General features: G+C 48.0%; 20 protein-coding genes. All 20 read right to left on the bottom strand.

Translation table 11 applies throughout. The features are described 5' to 3' along the window. Positions 1 to 8 precede the first annotated feature (8 nt). The 20 genes from ACY69O_RS03770 to lpxC all read right to left on the bottom strand — a co-directional run bounded on the left by ACY69O_RS03770 (position 9) and on the right by lpxC (position 20,122). Positions 9 to 1,742 (bottom strand): ABC transporter ATP-binding protein/permease, encoded by a 1,734-nt coding sequence (locus tag ACY69O_RS03770; RefSeq protein ID WP_462332136.1) that lies wholly within the window; start codon positions 1,740 to 1,742, stop codon positions 9 to 11. Positions 1,743 to 1,815: 73 nt separating this feature from the next. Continuing rightward, a complete protein-coding gene (locus ACY69O_RS03775) occupies positions 1,816 to 2,277 on the bottom strand; it encodes a deoxycytidylate deaminase (protein ID WP_462332137.1) in 462 nt (153 codons plus the stop codon). A gap of 76 nt (positions 2,278 to 2,353) precedes the next feature. After that, positions 2,354 to 2,749, bottom strand: coding sequence for a RuvC family protein (locus ACY69O_RS03780; RefSeq protein WP_462332138.1), 396 nt, complete (start codon positions 2,747 to 2,749; stop codon positions 2,354 to 2,356). Between the two features lie 24 nt (positions 2,750 to 2,773). Next, a complete protein-coding gene (locus ACY69O_RS03785; protein ID WP_462332139.1) occupies positions 2,774 to 3,952 on the bottom strand; it encodes a DUF3084 domain-containing protein in 1,179 nt (392 codons plus the stop codon). A 48-nt stretch (positions 3,953 to 4,000) separates the two neighbouring features. Continuing rightward, positions 4,001 to 5,098 carry an LptF/LptG family permease gene (locus tag ACY69O_RS03790; protein WP_462332140.1) on the bottom strand — a complete coding sequence of 366 codons (1,098 nt, stop codon included), beginning with the start codon at positions 5,096 to 5,098 and terminating at the stop codon, positions 4,001 to 4,003. A gap of 8 nt (positions 5,099 to 5,106) precedes the next feature. Continuing rightward, positions 5,107 to 5,832: an LPS export ABC transporter ATP-binding protein gene (lptB, locus tag ACY69O_RS03795; RefSeq protein WP_462332141.1), complete on the bottom strand. Its 726-nt coding sequence runs from the start codon at positions 5,830 to 5,832 to the stop codon at positions 5,107 to 5,109. 32 nt (positions 5,833 to 5,864) lie between these two features. Further along, positions 5,865 to 6,581 carry an LptA/OstA family protein gene (locus tag ACY69O_RS03800; protein ID WP_462332142.1) on the bottom strand — a complete coding sequence of 239 codons (717 nt, stop codon included), beginning with the start codon at positions 6,579 to 6,581 and terminating at the stop codon, positions 5,865 to 5,867. Between the two features lie 5 nt (positions 6,582 to 6,586). Continuing rightward, the gene (lptC, locus tag ACY69O_RS03805; RefSeq protein WP_462332143.1) at positions 6,587 to 7,138 is read right to left on the bottom strand and encodes an LPS export ABC transporter periplasmic protein LptC; all 552 of its coding nucleotides are present in this window, start codon (positions 7,136 to 7,138) and stop codon (positions 6,587 to 6,589) included. Further along, on the bottom strand, positions 7,135 to 8,046 hold the full coding sequence (locus tag ACY69O_RS03810) for a lysophospholipid acyltransferase family protein (RefSeq protein WP_462332144.1): 912 nt from the start codon (positions 8,044 to 8,046) through the stop codon (positions 7,135 to 7,137). Before ACY69O_RS03810 ends, lptC begins: the two co-directional genes overlap by 4 nt. 16 nt (positions 8,047 to 8,062) lie before the next feature. Further along, positions 8,063 to 8,602 carry a KdsC family phosphatase gene (locus ACY69O_RS03815; protein WP_462332145.1) on the bottom strand — a complete coding sequence of 180 codons (540 nt, stop codon included), beginning with the start codon at positions 8,600 to 8,602 and terminating at the stop codon, positions 8,063 to 8,065. A 1-nt stretch (position 8,603) separates the two neighbouring features. Next, positions 8,604 to 9,578: a KpsF/GutQ family sugar-phosphate isomerase gene (locus ACY69O_RS03820; protein WP_462332146.1), complete on the bottom strand. Its 975-nt coding sequence runs from the start codon at positions 9,576 to 9,578 to the stop codon at positions 8,604 to 8,606. 14 nt (positions 9,579 to 9,592) lie between these two features. Further along, complete coding sequence (kdsA, locus tag ACY69O_RS03825) at positions 9,593 to 10,420, bottom strand: 3-deoxy-8-phosphooctulonate synthase (RefSeq protein ID WP_462332147.1); 828 nt, start codon at positions 10,418 to 10,420, stop codon at positions 9,593 to 9,595. 216 nt (positions 10,421 to 10,636) lie between these two features. Continuing rightward, entirely contained in the window at positions 10,637 to 11,368 is a 732-nt protein-coding gene (kdsB, locus tag ACY69O_RS03830; RefSeq protein ID WP_462332148.1) for a 3-deoxy-manno-octulosonate cytidylyltransferase, read from the bottom strand. 41 nt (positions 11,369 to 11,409) lie between these two features. Then, positions 11,410 to 13,911 (bottom strand): tetraacyldisaccharide 4'-kinase, encoded by a 2,502-nt coding sequence (gene lpxK / locus ACY69O_RS03835; RefSeq protein ID WP_462332149.1) that lies wholly within the window; start codon positions 13,909 to 13,911, stop codon positions 11,410 to 11,412. Positions 13,912 to 13,934: 23 nt separating this feature from the next. Further along, positions 13,935 to 15,656 (bottom strand): ABC transporter ATP-binding protein, encoded by a 1,722-nt coding sequence (locus ACY69O_RS03840; RefSeq protein WP_462332150.1) that lies wholly within the window; start codon positions 15,654 to 15,656, stop codon positions 13,935 to 13,937. After that, entirely contained in the window at positions 15,656 to 16,819 is a 1,164-nt protein-coding gene (gene lpxB, locus ACY69O_RS03845) for a lipid-A-disaccharide synthase (RefSeq protein WP_462332151.1), read from the bottom strand. The genes ACY69O_RS03840 and lpxB overlap by 1 nt, the downstream gene beginning before the upstream one ends. Before the next feature lie 133 nt (positions 16,820 to 16,952). Then, on the bottom strand, positions 16,953 to 17,765 hold the full coding sequence (locus ACY69O_RS03850) for an LpxI family protein (protein ID WP_462332152.1): 813 nt from the start codon (positions 17,763 to 17,765) through the stop codon (positions 16,953 to 16,955). Between the two features lie 19 nt (positions 17,766 to 17,784). Beyond that, positions 17,785 to 18,606, bottom strand: a complete 822-nt coding sequence (gene lpxA, locus ACY69O_RS03855; RefSeq protein WP_462332153.1) for an acyl-ACP--UDP-N-acetylglucosamine O-acyltransferase — start codon at positions 18,604 to 18,606, stop codon at positions 17,785 to 17,787. A 200-nt stretch (positions 18,607 to 18,806) separates the two neighbouring features. After that, positions 18,807 to 19,247, bottom strand: a complete 441-nt coding sequence (fabZ, locus tag ACY69O_RS03860) for a 3-hydroxyacyl-ACP dehydratase FabZ (RefSeq protein ID WP_462332154.1) — start codon at positions 19,245 to 19,247, stop codon at positions 18,807 to 18,809. A gap of 53 nt (positions 19,248 to 19,300) precedes the next feature. After that, on the bottom strand, positions 19,301 to 20,122 hold the full coding sequence (gene lpxC / locus ACY69O_RS03865) for a UDP-3-O-acyl-N-acetylglucosamine deacetylase (protein WP_462332155.1): 822 nt from the start codon (positions 20,120 to 20,122) through the stop codon (positions 19,301 to 19,303). Positions 20,123 to 20,350 lie beyond the last annotated feature (228 nt).

Here is a 20,350-nt window from a genome sequence, read left to right on the forward strand (position 1 = left end):
AATATGTTTCACACCGCAGGATGCGGCTCCTTCTCAATGCTGCGTAAGCTCCATATTCCATCCTCAAGGTGCAGCTCCTGCTCATGCTGCCTGAAAAGTGTTCCACGGTGTCCCACACTTAGAATTCCCGTATCGGGCAGCTCCTCTCTCAAAAGCTCGTACAGACGCTGCTCTCTCGGTTCATCAAGAGCACTTGTAGCCTCATCAAGAAATACCCAGTCAGGCCGTGTGATGAGAATACGGGCGAATGCAATTCTCTGCTGCTCACCGAGAGAAAGAATACGGCTCCAGTCGTCAACAGTATCCAGCTTATCAGCAAAATGAGCCAAATCTACGCGCTGCAGAACATCCTTCAGCTTGTCGTCCGATACACTTCCGTCATCCGGCATAGGATAGCATAGTGCCCGTCTAAGCGTACCCAATGGAAGATACGGACGCTGTGGAAGGAATAACACCTTATCCTCTTTTTTAACATGCATAGTCCCCTTTCCAAAGGGCCATATCCCTGCAAGGGTGCGAAGAAGCGTGCTCTTTCCGCAACCCGATGCTCCCGTGACAAGAAGTCTTCTTCCGCGAGGAAAAGCCAGTGAACATGGTGTCATGAGCTTTCTTCCGTCAGGAAGCGCCACCCCTACCTCGGCAAGCACAAGCTCATCCCTGTTTCCGTCAACACGCGAAACAGCAGGCTTCAGCTCCTCAACCTCCTCAAGATGCTCCGTAAAGCCATTGAGTCGGTATATAACAGCTATGAGCTGGGCAATAGTATCGTATACCGTTACGAAATAGGAAAGAGCATCCTGCACGCGGCCGAAGGCGCTGACTGTCTGCATAAGTCCGCCGAGCTGCATGGCTCCGCCGAAGTATCTCGGTGCCGCCAGCACAAGGGGCGCAATAATGGCAAGCTGCGCATAGAAATTTGAATAAAAGTTCAAAAACTTCGTCTGTCTCATAAGCGCACGGAAATTCGTTATGACGCTTCCGAAGCGTTCCTTAAAGCCCACACGTTCAGCATCCTCACCGCGGTAAAAAGCGATGCTTTCACTATTTTCACGTACACGTGTCATGGAAAAACGGAAATCAGCCTCGTAACGCTGCTGGTCATAGTTCAAGCGGATGAGCTTACGCCCTACAAGATGCGCAAACCATGTGCCGAGTCCCGAATACAGAAGCGAAAACCAAAGCATATATCCGTAAATTTGAAAATTCCAGCTCCCGACAGGGACCTCAAGAACTCCCGAAAGGTTCCACAGCACAACCGCAAATGCAGCCAGAGTGGTGAGCTGCTTCAAAATATTTACGAGCAGTCCGAGAGTCAGACTCACGAACTGGTTAATATCATCCTGAATACGCTGATCAGGGTTATCCATGTCGCTTCCCATAACCTGCAGACGGTAATATGACTGTCTGCCCAGCCATGCGTCAACATATCGCTTCGTCATCCACGTACGCCAACGTATCTGCAAAAGCTGCTGAAGATAAATTGCGTAGACCGCAATCACAATGTGAAGCAGCGCAAGCGCTGTGAACTGCCCCAGAAGCGGCCAGAAAAGCTCGTAGTTATAAGCCTGAAGAGCATCGTAGAAATCCTTATACCATTCATTTATGAGGACCACGAGGTAGACCATGGCAAAATTCAAGGAAATAACGACACCAAGAAGCCCACAGGCCTTCCATTTTTCTTCCGAATGCCAATAGCCATGGAAAAGATTCCAAAAGCCACGCAGAAAATGCGCCTTTTTCATAGATTCACCTTTCTTTTCAACTTTTTTGCAACATAAAAGACCATGCCATAAATTTTTCGGCACGGTCTTTTCATCAGTCCTTAATATCCTTAGGAGCTATGCAGACCACACTGCCGTCTGTTTCTTTATAGACAGCTTCCTTAATCATTGCGTTACGAAGCATTCGCCGGCACAGAAGGCACGGCTTTCCTGATGCCAGTGTTCCGTCTGAATTAAAGCCCACAATGTAGATGGTTGCTCCCTGCATCTTGACAGGGTCTGCATTTATTATAGCATTTTGTTCAGCATGAACAGCCACGCAAAGCTCGTAGTTCTGTCCCTTCGGCACATGCAGACGCTCGCGCTCGCAGATACCTGTATCAATACAGTTCGCTTCTCCGCGCGGCGCGCCGTTATAGCCCGTGCTGATGATAATTTTATCCTTTACGATAATCGCGCCATACTGCCTTCTAAGACATGTAGAGCGGCGTCCTACCGCAGCAGCTATATCAAGAAAATACTCGGTCCATTCCGGACGCTCCTTATGGTCAGCCATGTTTTTCACTCCTCGTTATCCTAAGTATAAATACTGCCTTTCGCTACGAAAATGTCCCCCATAACGGGGGACACTATCATCTTCGATTTATCAAATAACGCTGCCCCAATATAACCGCCGCGTAATCGTCAACCGGAACTGGGGGCACCTGCATGCTTGTGGGGAAAAATCTTCTCCAGCCGGTGGGCGGATTATCCTCCCAGTACGCACGCTTTGCATCATCAGTTGTACGATATTCATCCGCTTCCTGCACAGGAAGCTCCGGAAACTCTTCCTTAATGGCTGCCTGCGCGCTTTTGCTTGATGTTCCATTGCCTATGACCAGAAGCGAAGGATTGTAAAGCCTTATACGTTCTCCCAACTCCTCAGTGAGCCACACTGTCGCAATAACAGAATGTTCGACCACATCTCCGTTTTCCCTTAATATGGCAATCCCGCATTTTTCTCTGCCGGGATCAATGGCTGCTATCATTTTCAGACTTCCTTATTCTTGATTTTAGTGTTCTGCCTTCAAATCGGACTCAAGCTTAAGATTCAGCCGCAGCGGTCCGAGAGCATCCGTATCTTCGCGGGCATATGCGCTAAGAATTATATCCCCCGAAATCGGTGTCAAAGCCTGAACGATATCAAAGAACTGGGACCCCTCCATAACTCCAACGGATCCGCGTATCGGATCAGGCAAAATACCACGGTCGGTCGCAGCCTGATTGACATCCTTGAGGAAGCTCATTACCGTATGCTCAGCCTCAGCTCCGTCACCGGATGTGATATGGAACGGACGGGCAATAATAAACTCATTGCGGCGATAGATAATGGAATTTTTGAAAAGCTGCAGATTTGTGCGGACAGGCTCTCCTGCCACAAGATTGCCCGCTGCCACAATACGGACTACCATATCCGTTTTGCCCTGTGAAATCGTTTCAACAGCTTTATCGTATTCCGGCTGATAAATCCATATACAGCTGTTTTCATCATTCGTTCCAAGTCTCTGTGCAGTATTGCGGTTTGCCAGGCTTATAAGGGATTCCATATCCGCATGGACATCCGCCAATGGCCTGTTTCCTTCAATTACTCCGCTGGCAACGACCTCACCCGCGCGGAAAGCGATTTCTCCTTCACGGATAATCTGCAGACCCTCACGCAGAGCCTCAGAGCGTTTTTCAAGCTCAATATTGTCTGATTTAAGCGAAGTATTGGCTTCTGAAAGGGTATCATTCTGAGCAAGGAGCTCGCCCTTCTCTTTTTCCAATGCCGCATTTCCGGCCTCAAGCTCTGAAGCTCTTGCCGCAAGCTCTTCCTGCTTGTCCTGAAGCTTATCTATTTCCTGCTGCGAATCCTTCAGCTTATTCTCAGCTTTTTTCTGCTGTTCCTCCGCTGCCGCAAGCTTTACTCCGGCAGTATTCAAACGCTCCTGCGTTTCCCTCATGGACTGGTTAAGCTGCTCCATGCCAAACAGAGCGGTACGCACATTTTTAGAAACGGCAGCCAAAACGCCAAAGGTAAGCGTTGTAATGCAGACACCTGTAATAATGGTGATAATGACAGAGGTGTGACGTGGACGCAGTCCGAAAATAGACAGTTTTTTCTTGCCTACCTTCGTTCCGACGCGGTCACCAATAAAGGCAATCACACCGCCGGTTATGACAAGAACCACAATTAACACAACCCCGTACATTGTTTTCCCCCCATTTATTGTACTTCTGCCGGCAAACCTTCTAACAAATCATCTTGATGCTTTCCACATCAGGTAAACACCCGCGATCAATCCGACAATATTCGGAATCCACACTGCAAGCATGGCAGGCATAGTTCCACCCTGTGCGAAAGCGCCGCCCATGGTCATGAGCGAATAGTACATGAAGATAATAACAATACTTAACGCAAATCCCCTCGAAGAGCTTGCACGATTTGGCTGCAATCCCAAGGGAATACCGATGAGAGCAAAGATGAAGCTTGCAAACGGTACGGTAAAGCGCTGATGGTACTCAGCCTCCATCTTTCTTGCGTTTACAAACTGTCCCTTAAGGAGTTTTATCGTCTCCCGAAGCTCTCGGATAGTCATTTCCTCAGGCTTTTTCTGGGAACGTACAATCTGTCGCGGGCTGTCGTTTATTGGAAGAAGCTGTGTGTCAAAGTGCATGAGATGCTGAGCAGCGCCCTCTTCCTTCGGAATATCATAGATAACGCCCTGATGCATTGTCCATGTCCCGTTTTTCCATTCCGCATAATCCGCGTTTTCAACGTGGCTTACCTTACCGTTCTCAAAGAGCTGCATTGTGATGTTCTGCATCTGCTCTGTAGCAGAATCGTAACGTCGCGCGTAAATGAGCCGCTGAATAGCTCCGTTTTTAATGTCCTTGAGAATGATATGGTCCTGTGACTGTGGCGCGGTATTGCCTTTGATTTCATAATTCAGCACCCGTGAATAGGCCTCGTTGGACCAGGGAACAATGTACTCATTGAACCATACGGCAAAAATGCTGACAAAAAAGCCGAGAATCAGTGCCGGAGCTGCTATACGCCAAAAGCTCACGCCGCATGATTTCATTGCCGTGATTTCGCTGGATGAAGAAAGACGTCCAAAAGCCAAAAGCGTCCCAAGGAGCATTGACATAGGAAATGTCCAGATAACTGCCCCGGGCAGGCTCAGAACGAAAATCTTTATACACGATGTCACTGAAGCACCGTATTCTGTCATATACTGCGCGATTCGGAACAGTGTTCCGGATCCCACAAATACTGTTGTGAATGCCGCGATACCAAACAGAAATGTGAGAAAAACCTCTCTGAATATATAGCGGTCTAAAAGCCGAATATGCATTATTTCCTTTACTCCTCCAGGGTGAAGTTATCGCCCAGATAATATTTCTTCGCAAGCTCGTCGTTGGCAATTTTATCACGATCGCCTTCGAGAAGAATCTCACCGTTATTCAGAATATACGCGCGGTCTACTATGCTGAGTGTCTCACGTACATTATGGTCGGTAATGAGAATACCTATGCCGCGTTTTCTAAGATACGCGATAATATCCTGTATATCCGCAACGGCAATAGGATCTACGCCCGCGAAGGGCTCATCAAGCAGAATGAATTTAGGCTCCAATGCCAGGCAGCGGGCAATCTCAACACGGCGCCGCTCACCGCCGGAAAGCTCTGTCCCTTTACGGTCACGCACATGAGAGACATGGAATTCCTCCAAAAGGTCACTTATTTTTTTATGACAGGCATCTTTTCCGATTCCTGTAGTTTCAAGAATCGCCATAAGATTCTCTTCAACAGTCAGTTTTCGGAATATAGATGCTTCCTGTGCCAGATAGCTTACACCCATCTGGGCACGCAAATGCATCGGAAGGCCGCCGATTGGTTTTCCGTCAAGAAATACCTCCCCTGCCGTCGGACGTTCAATTCCGATAATCATATAAAAGGTAGTCGTTTTTCCCGCGCCGTTAGGGCCGAGCAATCCAACTATTTCCCCTGTTTCCATCTTAATCGACACATGATCGACTACATTCCGATTTTTATAGGTTTTTACCAAATCTCTTGCTTCGATATACAAACCGTAAAACTCCTTTATTCCCCTGACAGGTCTTACTTTTCAGCCGGTTCATCCGCAGTGGTCTGTGCCTTGCCCTGATCGTCAAGATAAACGGTCAGGCGCTGGCTCTTCAGACGGTTATTGTCCTGAATAGCCCATGCATTTCCCGTCAGAACCACCTTGCCGCTTTCCGCGCCAAAGTATTCAGCTTCATCGCCGCCGCCCTCAAAATTTCTCTTGGGGCTGGTGACATATGCATTGCCCACTCCGCGGGCATGATTATCCTTCATCCAGCCTTCCATATAGTCTGCTGTAAAGGAACCGTCTGCAGTTGTGATAGTTCCACCGGCCGGAAGGCGCAGATACTCCGTATCAGAGGAATATTCCGCACGAGGGCCTTCATAGGATTTATCTTCCTGAGTTCCGTGCACATTTCCTTCTGCAACGAACTGAGTTCCTGAAACAAAACGGACCGTGTCACATGTAAGATGGGTATTTCCCTGGTCGGCAACTACTCCGCCGGTCAAAAGACCATCCTGTGTCTTTGTATTATATTCCGCATGGCTTCCTCTTGCAACGCCATCGTTGTGCTTAAGTACAACATGACCGTCAGCAGTCATGAGCCCGGTCCTTGCATTATATTCTACCACATCGCCGTTAAGCTCCGATGGTGCATTGGAAGGCTCTGCACCAACGGACGCAAGACCTGAAATACCAAGCATAAGAACAGCCGCTGCGGCTGCAAGGCTTTTTTTCTGTATAGATTTCATCGTGCTCATTCCTTTCCTTTCACGATATGCGCATTACCCTGTGCCTTAAATACATTGAATTCGTCAGCTGCTTCGATGCGTTCCGCCATAATCGTTACTGACTGGCGGACAAGCTTCGCTTTGCCCACGGCAATCAGCTTTCCTTCATTCGCAACCCATTCAAGGGCCGATGAGTCCAGCGTTTCATTGTCGCTTGTGACAGCCTTCACGCCTCCGTCCAGCTTAACATTGCGTGTCTTGCTGTTATAAAGACCGTGAGGGGCTTTGATGGTAATCAGCTTATCGCCCTGATAATATTTCCCGGTCACATTCTGGAAAACCGTGTCCTGAGTGTCCACATTCATCTGGGACTGCTCGGCATATATTTCCCATACAAGCTTCCCGTCTTTTTCCTCCCGGATTGTGTTGGAAGAATATTCCATAAGACGCGGCCCCGGGTCTGCCGCTTCTTTTATATTCTCTTCCTTGGGCACGGACAAAACAACCCATGCGATGCCGCCGATAAAGGCAGCGGCCGCAAGCATCAGCATCATTTTCATTTTCTTTTCCATGCTCATTGCTGATCACCTTCCGCCTTGACCGTGTGATGTTTAATATGCTGATTTTCCGGCGGCGTATTCCACCTCTTCTGGAACCAAAGCCACTGGGTAGGATTCTCGCGGATAATATTTTCAAGAATGCGTGTCATGCGCACAGTAAGGTCATACAAATCCTTATCCGTATCTCCGTGATCTTCAAAACGCATTACCTCTCCCACAACAACCTTATGTGTGCCGTCGGGCTTACGGAGGATAAACGCAGGAACTACAGGTGCGTTGAATTTGCATGCAAAAACTGCCGGCCCCATAGGTGTAGACGCAGTCTTTCCAAGGAAATCTATAAATGCACCGCCCGGACCCGCATCCTGGTCAGCCAAAAATCCGAGTATTTTTCCTTTTCGAAGGGCGCGTGCTGCAGCCAAAAGCTCACTGGTTCCGCGGCTGAATATCTCTACATCAATTGTCGCACGAAGGTCATTCAGCACGCGTGTATACTGCTCATTTGGCTGAGGCTTTGCAATAGCTGTAACAGGAAGGTCCGAAAGCGTGAACGCAGCAGACAGCCATTCCCATGTACCGATATGGCCGGTAAGCACGACTGCGCCGCGGCCTTCCGCCAGCGCGTCTGTAAGCCGTTCCAAATGGTCAATCTCAATGTATTTATGAAAATTCTTTTTGTTGAGATGCGGCATATACAGTATCTCAAACACATTTGTACCGAGATTTATGAACGACTCGCGGACCAGTTTTCTTGCTTCATCTTCGGAAATATTAAGTCCGGCCATCATCTGTTCCACAGCGCGTTCGCGCTGCTTCTTTATGAACTTGTAATACAGGATACCCGCTCCCCGGCCCAGCGAAAGCAGAACCGAATGCGGCAGGCAGCAGATAATTCTGCTGAGCAGCATAAGGCAGCGATAAATCATACATGTTCCTCCAAATTCAACTCAAAAAAGTGTTTACGATATCCCGCCAAAGGCCCTGGGATTTCATAATAAACTCAAGCACCTCGCGTACTGCTCCGTGTCCGCCGGTCTTGCAGGCCACAAAATGTGCACGGTCACGGACATCAACGACCGCATCCGCCGGAGCAGCTGCCAGTCCAACCTGCAGCATGACAGGCAGGTCAATGAGATCATCGCCTATGTAGGCTATTTCTTCATCAGTGAGAGAATGCTTCTCTTTAATCTCTTTATATGCATCACGTTTGTCGATACAGCCCTGGCGAAACTCCGTGATATGAAGCTCGGCAGCGCGCTGCTCCAGCATTTTGGAAGTACGCCCCGTGATGATTGCCGTTTTCAATCCGGCCCTCTGCCATAGCGCAATCCCCATGCCGTCCTTAATATTAAAGGCCTTGAAAAGCTCTCCTTCGGCACCGATATAAACGCCGCCGTCTGTAAGAACTCCATCAACATCGAAAATGATCATGCGAATCTTTTGTGCACGCCCGAAGGCATCCACTGTTCTTGCGCCTTCCATATCACACAACTCCCTGACGCAGAAGGTCCGTCAGATGCACAATTCCAACCGGATGATTTGCCTCATCAATAACAGGGAGCACCGTAATCGGACGCGGTTTGTGCTTTTCCATGATGCTCAGTGCCGATGCGGCAAGCTTGTCCTTTGTAATTGTGATTGGATTTTTCGTCATGAAATTGTCTACAGGTTCATTGAGAAACTCACTTCCCTGAGCAAGACAGCGGCGTATATCTCCGTCTGTTACGAGCCCTATGAAGGTTCCGTCTGATGCAACCACCGATGTGGCGCCGACACCCTTTGCCGTCATGACAAAGAGCGCTTCCTTCGCCGTCTTTTCTACTCCGATGACAGGATTCTCGTCCCCGGAATGCATGACATTTTCAACCGTGAGCAAGAGCTTGCGCCCCAACGAACCGCCGGGATGGAATACAGCAAAATCCTGAGCTGTAAAATTACGCGCAGAAAGAAGTGCCATAGCCATAGCATCACCCATAGCAAGTGCCGCTGTAGTGCTCGATGTCGGGGCAAGGCCCAAAGGACATGCCTCAGACTCGACTCCCGCATCAATAAACCAGTCGGCATTTTTGCCAAGGGTTGATTCACGGCGTCCGCAGAGAGCTATAATCTTTGCTCCGATACGGCGGATAATAGGGAGAATATTTACAACCTCATTAGTCTCACCGCTATTGGAAATAGCAAGCACTATATCGTCCGCTGTAACCATTCCGAGATCACCGTGGAATGCTTCCGCCGGGTGCATAAAAAACGAGGGAGTTCCCGTACTTGCCAGCGTAGCGGCAATCTTCTGCCCGACATGCCCAGATTTTCCGATTCCCGTCACTATAATACGTGCCCTGCATTCGAGGATACTTTTAACCGCATCCTCAAATTCGTCATCAATACGGTCAAGCAGCTTTGTGACCGCATCTATTTCCATACGCAGTGTATCTGCGGCTTTTTCCTTGATCAAGCTCATGCTTTCGACCTTCCTCAGTAAAGTTTTTTACGTACGATAGTATAAATCGACAGGCAGTCCTTAAGAATATCCTCCAGTTTGTCGAGGTAAATGCTGTTCGGCCCGTCGCAGAGAGCTTCTTCCGGATTGTCGTGAACCTCCATGAAAAGACCGTCTACACCTGCGCCCACAGCCGCGCGTGCAAGATATTCCGCAAGCTCACGGTTTCCGCCTGAGCTTGTTCCGGAGCCGCCGGGAAGCTGTACACTGTGAGTAGCGTCAAACACTACCGGATAACCGAATGAACGCATGATAGGAAAGCTTCTCATATCTACAACAAGATTATTATATCCGAAGGAAGCGCCGCGCTCCGTAAGAACAATATTGGAGTTTCCTCCCTCAAGAAGCTTGTCAACAACATTTCTCATATCCTTCGGAGCCATGAACTGTCCTTTTTTGACATTTACAACCGCACCGGTTTTTGCCGCTGCATTCAGAAGATCTGTCTGGCGGCACAGGAATGCCGGAATCTGCAGGACATCCACGACCTTTGCGACAGGCTCCGGCTGGAACTCATTGTGGATATCCGTAACGACGGGCACCCCGAGTTCCTTCTTTATGTTCGCAAGCATCTCAAGGCCCTTATCTATGCCCGGTCCACGGAATCCATGGAAGGACGAACGGTTAGCCTTATCAAAGGATGCTTTAAAAATATAAGGAATACCGAGACGGCTGGTGATATCACGGATTGTTCTGCCGATAAAGAGGCAGCGTTCATAATCTTCAAGAACGCATGGGCCTGCCATGAGAACCAGTGGATTGCCTGCACCCATCTCAAAGTTTCCTATTTTTACTGTATTCATGCTACACAACCTTTCTTTCAAGGGGAACTGCAAAAACCTTCCCCTTTCGCTGCAAAGCTTATGGCTTTGCCTGTTACTGCTTTATAACGCTTTCGTTCCGGTTTTGCCAAAGGCAAAACTTCCTCTATCAGCGTTTCAACGAGGCCGGAGATATGTTCACCGCCTGTTATTTGCCCCTGTCCCCGTCTAGAGAGGTAGGGGACATCTTTTGTCAAATTATTTCATGTTTTTGTATATTTCATTGACCTTTGCAAGATCCTCTGCAGTATCGACGCCAACAAATTTTGCGTCTGTTGCGATTACACGGATGCGGTATCCGTTCTCCAATGCCCTGAGCTGCTCAAGAGACTCGGCCTGCTCAAGAGGCGTCGGAGCGAGTTTCGCGTACTGCAGAAGAAAATCCCGCTTATAGGCGTAAATACCGATATGCTTATGCACCGGAGCTTTGCCTTCAACACGCGGATACGGAAGCAGGGATCGTGAAAAATACAACGCATATCCGTTTTTGTCGGTAACAACTTTGACATTATTCGGATTTTTCTGCTCTTCCGCATCAGTCATCGGAGTCATGACCGTTGCCATCTGAAGCTCTTTATCCTCTTCAAATACCCCGGCAAGCTCATCAATGAGCGAAGGCTCAATAAGAGGCTCGTCACCCTGTACATTGATAATGAGATCTATATCAGGATACGCTTCCGCCACCTCTGCGAGGCGGTCAGTTCCTGTAGGATGGTCCTTTGCGGTCATCATAGCCTTGCCGCCGTTTTTCTCGACGGCTTCAACTATACGCTCATCATCCGTGGCAACAACCACGTCGGTGAGCTTTTTTGCCTGTACCGCACGGTCATATACCCTGCAAATCATAGGCTTTCCCGCAATATCCTTAAGCGGTTTTCCCGGCAGACGCGTGGACGCGTAACGTGCCGGAATAACGCAAAGTGTTTTCATGCTTAAATACTCCTTTGTATAAATGAGGAAATCTTATTATGTCATTTCCCAAGCTTTTCTTTAAGATGCTGCTGAATGCAGTCCAAAAGCCGTCCTTCGTTATCCTGAAAGGTAACCTCGACGCTGACAACATAAATTGGTACCTCATGCCCAAGTTTTTCCATAATGGTATCACGCGTAAGAAGAGGTACTTTTACGGCATCTTTTTCTGTGATAACGACTGCCTCCGCATCCATCTGAACGGCAAGATTTGCCGCATCAAGCATTTCCTGCTCTGTATAGTCATGATGGTCAGGGAAGCGCAGGCTTTCAACAACAACTGCGCCGAGGTTTGCCAGCGTCTGTTCGAAGGACGCCGGGTTTCCGATAGCAGACACTGCCATGACACGCTTGCCCTTCATCTGATTGACATCAATACCTTCGCTTGTTATATTAGCATGCCAATCCGCAAGTTCTATGAAACCACGCGGACGATGAACAGATTCCACCACAAGCGCATGCTTATTTTCTTCCGCAATAACATTATGTATGTACTGACGTGATGGCTCCGAAGCCTGATCCACCTTCGTCAGGAGGCAGATATCAGCACGGTCAATATGTGAAATCGGCTCACGAAGAGTACCTCTCGGAAGCATATATCCGTTTCCGAAAACATTCACGGCATCAATGAGTACGATATCCATATCGCGCTCAAGCTGCCAGTGCTGATAGCCGTCGTCAAGGATAGCTACCTCAGCGCCGAAATGCTCAATAGCATAAGTACCGGTATAATAACGCTCAGGTCCGATAAGTACCGGCACGTCCGGCAGATGCTTCGCAAGCATATACGCTTCGTCGCCTGCCTCCGCAGCTGACATATGCAAAGTTTTACCGTCAGATACGACGCCGACATCACCGCGCCACTTCGCACGATAGCCGCGGTTCAAGATTACAACCCGATATCCGAGATTTCGAATCTCACGGGCAAGACGCTGTGCTGTCGGGGTTTTTCCTGTACCACCAACAGTAATGTTACCAAGACTGATAACAAAGCAACCGAGTTTTTTACGGCTGAATACGCCGAATTTATAACCTGTAAGCTTTAAGTTTACAAGCCCACCGTAAATCAGGGAGAATACATAAAGAACAGCAATAAACATCTGAACGAGGAACCCATGCCCCTGGCGGCTGTGAATAAGGTGGTAGAAATAAGTCTGGAAATTCTCAACCTTATTCGTGGACTTGATATAACCGCTTGCCAGACGTCTCTCCTCGACCTGTTCAAGCATTTCGTGGAGAAGAACCGCCGAACGCCTTGCAGCACCCTTGTTTTCGCCGCAGATTGCGAGAGTTTCCGCTTCCATGCGATGTCTTTCTGTATCATCATCAAAGAGTCTTACAACCTCTTTTGTAAGCTCATCAGAGTTCTGCACCGTAACAACAGCGTTGCGCTTTGTGAAAAGAGCATGGGTCTCTTTGAAGTTGAACATATTAAAGCCGACGATTATTGCCTTACCGTGGGCAGCCGGCTCAAGGATATTATGTCCGCCGTGGGCGATAAGACTGCCTCCGACGTAAATAACATCACCGACACTGTAAACCTTTCCAAGCTCGCCGATTGTATCAAGTATAACAATATCATGCCCTTCGGCAGGATTTTCCAAAAGCTCTGTACGACGTGCTGTCTTAAAGCCCGCTCTGTGACAGATTGCAATAACCTCGCGGACACGCAAAAGTTCACGCGGAGCAATAACCAGCTTCGCGTTTGGCTTTTCTTTGCGGACTTCCTTGAAAGCCTGAAGAACAGAATCTTCTTCGCCGCGGTGCGTACTGCCCGCAAGGAAAATACCGTCATTGCCGGTCAATCCCATTTCGGCTATGAGACGGTTCTTTTCTTCTTCGCTTACATCAGTATAAGTCTGATCAAATTTTGTATTGCCTGTTACAACGACAAGATTCGGATTGGCTCCAAGGCGGATAATGTACTCCGCGTCAATAGGAGACTGCATGGCAAATCTGGTCACTGTGCCAATCATATCGTCCAGCAGGCTGTGCAGATGATGATATCGCTTTACGCTCTTATCACTGATACGCCCGTTGACCATCATGACGGGGATATTCATGGTACGGCACGCACGCAGGAAGTTCGGCCAAAGCTCTGTCTCAACCGGCATAAAGACACGCGGAGTAATCATGCGTACCATGTGCGCGGCCAAAAGCGGCAGATCAAGCGGGAAATAGATGATACTGTCTGCATCCTTTATGATGCGGTTAGCCATCTCATAGCCACTCGTCGTTACAACAGAAACAAGAATCGGACTTTTGGGGAATTCCTTACGGAATTCCTTGATAAGCGGGCTTGCTGCCACAACCTCTCCGACTGATGCTGCATGAACCCATATACAGTTTTTCTTCGCTACCTTTGCCAGCTCCTCTTCAGGTACAAAGCCCAGGGACTGACGAATGCGCTCAACAAACCCTCTCTCACGAATCGCTCTGACCGCAAAAACCGGGATTATGAGCAGCACCACAATTATGGCGGCGATATTATAAAGTAACTGCATGTTTTTTCCCCTACTGTAAATTGTTATTTGCTGAACTGAATTTTGTAAAGGCTGCTGTAGAGCCCGCCGAGCTGCAGCAGCTCCTCATGGGTGCCGTGCTCGCGTATACGCCCCTTTTCGATTACATAAATCTGGTCGGCGTTGAATATAGTAGAAAGACGATGTGCTATTACAAAAGAAGTGCGCCCGACCATCAGCCTGTCGAGAGCGGCCTGCACAATCTTCTCACTTTCCGTATCAAGGGCAGAGGTTGCTTCATCAAGAATAAGCAGCTGCGGATCTTTTAAAATTGCGCGTGCAATAGCAATACGCTGCCGCTGTCCTCCGGAAAGGTTCATTCCACGTTCTCCGATTTTAGTATCATAGCCTTCCGGAAGCTGCATGATGAAATCGTGGGCATTAGCGTCCTTTGCTGCCTGAATAATTTCCTCATCAGATGCGTCAAGACGCCCATAACGTATATTCTCCCTGACCGTTGTCGAAAACAGCATCGTTTCCTGGGGAACGATACCAATCTGTTCACGCAGAGAAGACATGGTAACATCACGGACGTCCTGCCCGTCTATACGAATGGCACCGCCCGTAACATCGTAAAACCGCGGGATAAGGTTTGCCACAGTAGATTTTCCCGCACCGCTTGGCCCGACAAAAGCAATCATCTGCCCGGGTTCAGCCGAAAAACTGATATTCTGAAGTGCCGGCACATCTTCCTTGTATCCGAAGGTTACATCATCAAACTCAACACGGCCCTTCACCGCCGGAATAGGCTTTGCCTCCGGCTTGTCCGAAATTGCTTCCGGCATATCCATTATAGCAAAAACACGGTCTGCGCCGGCCATTGCTTTCTGAATAGTACCATAAACACGGCTGATTCTTTTGACCGGATTAGCAAGATTGACCGCATAGGTCAAAAATGCAACCAGTGCACCAGCCGTGATATTTCCGTTTACAACCTCATAGCCGCCAAACCATACAATAACTGTAACGGCCACTGCCGCAAGAAACTCAACGGTAGGCGTCAGAAGGCTCTGTATTTGCACGCTTTTCATCTGTGCCCGGAAATTCAAATCATTCTGTTTTGTGAAACGGTCTATCTCAAAATCTTCGCGAACAAAAGACTTTACAACACGAACCGCAGAAATGCTTTCCTGCATAAGCGCCGTAATATCAGCAAGACGCTCCTGTATGACAGCACCGGAGGATTTCATCTTTCTTCCGAAAATCTTCATAGCCTCGCCAACAAGAGGAACCGTAATAAGCGTCAGGAGACTGAGCTGCCAGTCAAGAAGGAACATCATTACGAGAGAACCGATAAAAATCGAAGTCTCCGTAACAAGTTCGATAAGGCGGTCTACAAGCGCATTCTGCAAAGCCGCAACATCATTTGTGATGTAACTCATTATTTCACCGGTCTGGTGACGGTCAAAATAAGAAAGCGGCAAACGCTGAAATTTTTTGAACAAAATTTCCCTGACATCTATGATAACACGTTCACCAACAAAAGACACGAGGTAACTTTGACCATAGTAAAAAATTCCTCGAATAAGGAAGGTAATGATAATGCCCGCCGAAATAACATTAAGCATCATCATATCCTTTTCAGCCAGAACCTTATCAATCATATCTTTTATAATCCACGGAAGATACAGATTCGCACCTGCCGCGATTACGATGCAGATAATGGCTTCGAAAAGCCGTCTTTTATATGGAAGTATATATTTCAAGAGACGCGAATAATTCTTCATTACGTTCCTCCCAAAGAACCTTTGTTTTTTCCGTAACGTGCCGCGGCATCCAAAATTTTCTCCGCCACACGTTTTGCCGCATTGGGCTTGCCCAAACGTTCACAGGCCAAGCGCAGCTTTTCACGCACCCCCGCCGAATAAGACGGTTCTTCCCAAAAGCGACGTGATTCCTTCAAAATCCTGTCAGGATTTACCTCCTCCTGAAGAAGCTCCGGCTGAATTTCCTCATCAAGCAGAATATTCGGCAGGCTGAAAAACTTTACATGCACCAAAAGCTTTCCGAAAAAATACGAAACAGGCGACAGACGGTAAAGCACTATACACGGGAGCCCCATAAGCGCCGCCTCCAAAATGACAGTACCCGAGGTGGCAAGCGCAAATTCCGCCTGTCCCATAAGATCATAGGTATGATCATGGGTAAATCTGACAGGAACCCCTGCGCTTTCAGCCATCTTTGCCATATCTGCCTGTGCCATGCTTTGAGCAACAGGCAGGTAGAAAACTGCATCAGGCTTTTCCGCAAGAATTCTTTTTGCTCCCTCAAGCATTGCCGGAAAAAGCAGCTTTATCTCCTGCCGGCGGCTTCCCGGCATCAAAAGAACGGGATATTCCCCGGACTTTATTCCGAAATATTCCCTAGCCTCTTCATCGCTCATGGAAGCATGAACCTTATCAACAAGCGGATTCCCCACAAAGCTGATATTTGCTCCGGCATCCTCGTAAACCTTTGTTTCAAACGGAAATATGGCAGCAAACTCATCAGCAAGAGCCGCGCATGACTTCGCGCGGCCTTTCCGCCATGCCCACGCGGACGGTGGAATATATGAAAATACCGGAATCCCTATTTCTTTTGCTCTCTTGGCAAGTCTCCAGTTAAAATCGGGGTAATCAATAAGTACCAAAAGATCAGGACGTTCTTTTTTCATCACGTCTGTCAAATGATTGAGAAGGCGAAGAATACGGCGAATGTTCAAGATAACCTCCCAAACGCCCATGACGCTGTAATCTGCCATGTCTGCCACAAGACGTACTCCTGCGGCCTGCATCTGTCTGCCCCCGAAGCCTATAAGCTCCGTCTCCGGAGAAACTTCACGAATAGCTGTGGCAATACTTGCACCGTGTAAATCTCCGGACACTTCTCCGGCAGAAAACATTATCTTCATACATTCGCCTCCTTTCCCTTTCAAATAACCGCTAACACTTTATTATAACGCATTTATTCCAGTTTTGCCAAAGACACAAAAAAAGCGGCAGATACTTTTCGTAGTATCCGCCGCGCTTCTATTCATCCACGGACTACATAGACATGGCTACAATCGTTATCTTGTTCTTTTCCGCCAGAGCGATAACGTCCTCCCGATCAACCAGCAGAGTCCGTCCAGCTTCGATGGCCAGCGCCTTCGCACCAACAGCTGCCATATGCTCAATGGTAGCGACCCCAACGGCAGGAACATCAAATCTAAGGTCCTGCTCAGGCTTTGCAACCTTCACAACAACCGCTCCCCCGCGAGCCAGCTTGCCTCCGCGGTCAATACAGGCATCAGTTCCCTCAATCGCTTCCAATGCCATAACAGCCTGCTCTTTGACAACAACCGTCTGCCCGACATCCATACGACCAATCTCTTTTGCCATACGGAATCCAAATTCCATATCCTTGCGTTCCGATTCAGTCGGCTCACGTTTCGTAAGCGTTCCTTCCGACGGCATCAACGGTCGTATCAGAAGCGTCTGGTCACAGACCTCAATCCCGTCCTTTGCCAGTTCTTCAACAAAAGACAGCATAATCGTATCGTCCTTATGGTCAGGCAGCGACCAAAGAATCTTTACTGTCCGGAAATCCGGCAGCGCATAATTGCCGCTAATAAGCAGTTCCTTGGTGACCTTACCAATCATAGTGACCTTATGTACATCATTTTCTTTCAAAAAATCTATGATTTTACCGACTTTGGCAACATTTATCTCCGCATAGCCGGCTACATTATCCTTTAATGTCTCATCAACTTCGGAAAGCAGCGCTACCGCATAAACCTCATATCCCAGCTTCTTTGCGGCCTGTGCGCACTCAACCGGCAGATGCCCGACACCTGCCAAGAGTCCGATTTTTTCCATTGTATCCTCCAGTTAACGTTCAACCATTATCCGAATCGTTGCGGCCTCCGCGGCATATACCGCGGTCAGCGTTCCTCAGAAAACGGAGGAAATGATCAACCTCCACACAGGAATCCACTTCCTGCTCAATAACCTCAATAGCCTTCGAAACATTGTATCCGGAACGGTACAGAATTTTATATGCCTGCTTAATGCGGCGGCGTGATTCCGAAGGAATTCCCGCACGGGAAATACCTACACTGTTAAGTCCGATTGCCCGTGCCGGTGCTCCATTGACGATAGTATAAGGAACCACATCCTGAGTAAGACGACTCATTCCTCCGACCATCGCATTCCGTCCGATTTTGACGAACTGATGAACTCCGGACATTCCGCCGATAACGACACGGTCTTCAACCTGAACATGTCCGGCAATCATAGCAGCATTCGACATTATAACATTATTGCCAACAATACAGTTATGTGCAATATGAACCGTTGCCATAAGGAGACAGTCATTGCCGATGCGGGTTTCCTCACCCTCGCCTGTTGCACGGTGAATCGTTGTGCACTCGCGCACCTTCGTACGATCTCCGATAACAACATAGCTTTTTTCACCGACAAATTTCAAATCCTGCGGTTCTTCTCCGATGGACGCAAACTGATAGAATTTGCAGTCCTTGCCGATCGTCGTCCAGCCTGTAATGACAACATGAGGACCAACAACCGTGCCATCCCCGATGGTAACATTCGGACCAATTACTGCATACGGACCTACCTCAACATTTTTTCCAAGCTTCGCGCCCGGATATATTACCGCGGTCTCATGTATTTTATTCGTGTTTTCATTCTCCGCGTTCATTTCCTACACTCCTTCACCGATCCTGCTTTTTAGGGCACCTACCCTTACGTAAAATATAATCCCCCAGATATGACATTTCTCGCAGTCGGTTTAGGACTAAAACAGCTCATTTTCTCCTATTCTGTAGGAACATCATTATTTTACGGCAAAAATCTACTTAATCTGTACTTTTTTCTTTGTTTTTCTTTATTTCTTGCAATTTAATCTTCGGGCTTTTTCAAAGCGAATATAAAATCACCCTGTGCCACGAGTTTGTCATCAACAAAAGCCTCTGCATGCAGCTTGCCAAAACTCGACTTAACAACATGCATAAGTTTTGCTTTCATAACAAGCTGATCTCCCGGAACTACGGGACGTTTGAATTTTACGTTCTCCATTCCCCCGAAAAGAGCGATCTTTCCGCGGTGTTCCTCAGGATACAGCATAGCAATTCCTCCGACCTGTGCCATGGCCTCAAGAATAAGTACTCCCGGCATAATCGGATTACCCGGGAAATGCCCGGCAAAGAACGGCTCATTGAGCGTAACATTTTTAATGCCCGTAGCCGATTCAAACGGCTCTATCTCAATGATACGGTCAACCAAAAGCATCGGCGCGCGATGCGGAAGAATCTCCTGAATTTCATTCACATTCAATACCATACGATTTCACTCCCTTGCAGTTACTCAAACTATATACACTGATCAAGCTAAATTCAGTGAAATGCCTCGTAAATCTTTTTTGCAAGCTGCGTATTCAGCGCATGCGCAGACTTCACCGCGATAATATGGCCCCGTATAAGCCCTGCCAGCCTAAGGTCACCTAATACATCAAGAACCTTGTGACGGACAAGCTCATCAGGAAAACGCAGTGTATTAAGCCACTTCTCATCATTATATACAATAACGTTTTCAAGCGTTCCGCCGAGGCCCAGCCCCATGCTGTGCAATGCCTCAATTTCCTTCTCGTAGGCGATTGTACGTGCCGGAGCAATCTCTTTGCGGTATACGCCTTCATCAAGTTCCACGTCGCAGTACTGCGTTCCAACCAAGGGATGCGGATTCAGCGACGTAAAGGAAACTCTTAGACCGTCATAGGGAAGAACCATTACAAAACGGTCTCCGTCATCCACACGGTAAACGCGGTCTATAATGATTTCCTTCCGTTCCCTTTTCTGCTCTTTTATGCCCGCTGAAGCCAAAAGATCCAAAAACTCAAGTGCAGCACCGTCAGCCACGGGCGGTTCCTCTGCATCAAGCTCAACGCGGCAGTTATCAATGCGCGCTGCCTGAAAAGCAGACATCAGATGCTCAATGGTGAAAAATTTAATCCCGTTTTCTTCAATAGTCGTCGCACGTACCGTAGCTGTTACGCTGGATGCCACCGCATGGACGATCGGCTGCCCTTCCAAGTCTGTTCGGACAAATACAATACCCGTGTCCTCAGGTGCCGGAAGAAGACGCATGTGAACATCCTTTCCGGAATGCAGTCCGATACCTGTATAAACTGCTTCTTTAGCAATTGTCTGCTGCTTCAAAGTAAAACCTCCAAAACGGACATGAGAAAAAAGTCCGCACAAAATCCCATTGTATCTATTTTAACTAAGTTTTTCATCTCACGCAAGTTTTGAAGAAGGGGTTAGAATTTTCCATCCACTTAAAACCCGCCTATCTTTAAGACAACGCATCATACGTCCGCACAACACATTATTTCTGCTACTATTTTTGTATGCTCTCTCGTTTCCTGAAACAATGAACTGCAAAAA

The sequence above is a fragment of the Schwartzia sp. (in: firmicutes) genome (assembly GCF_978017985.1).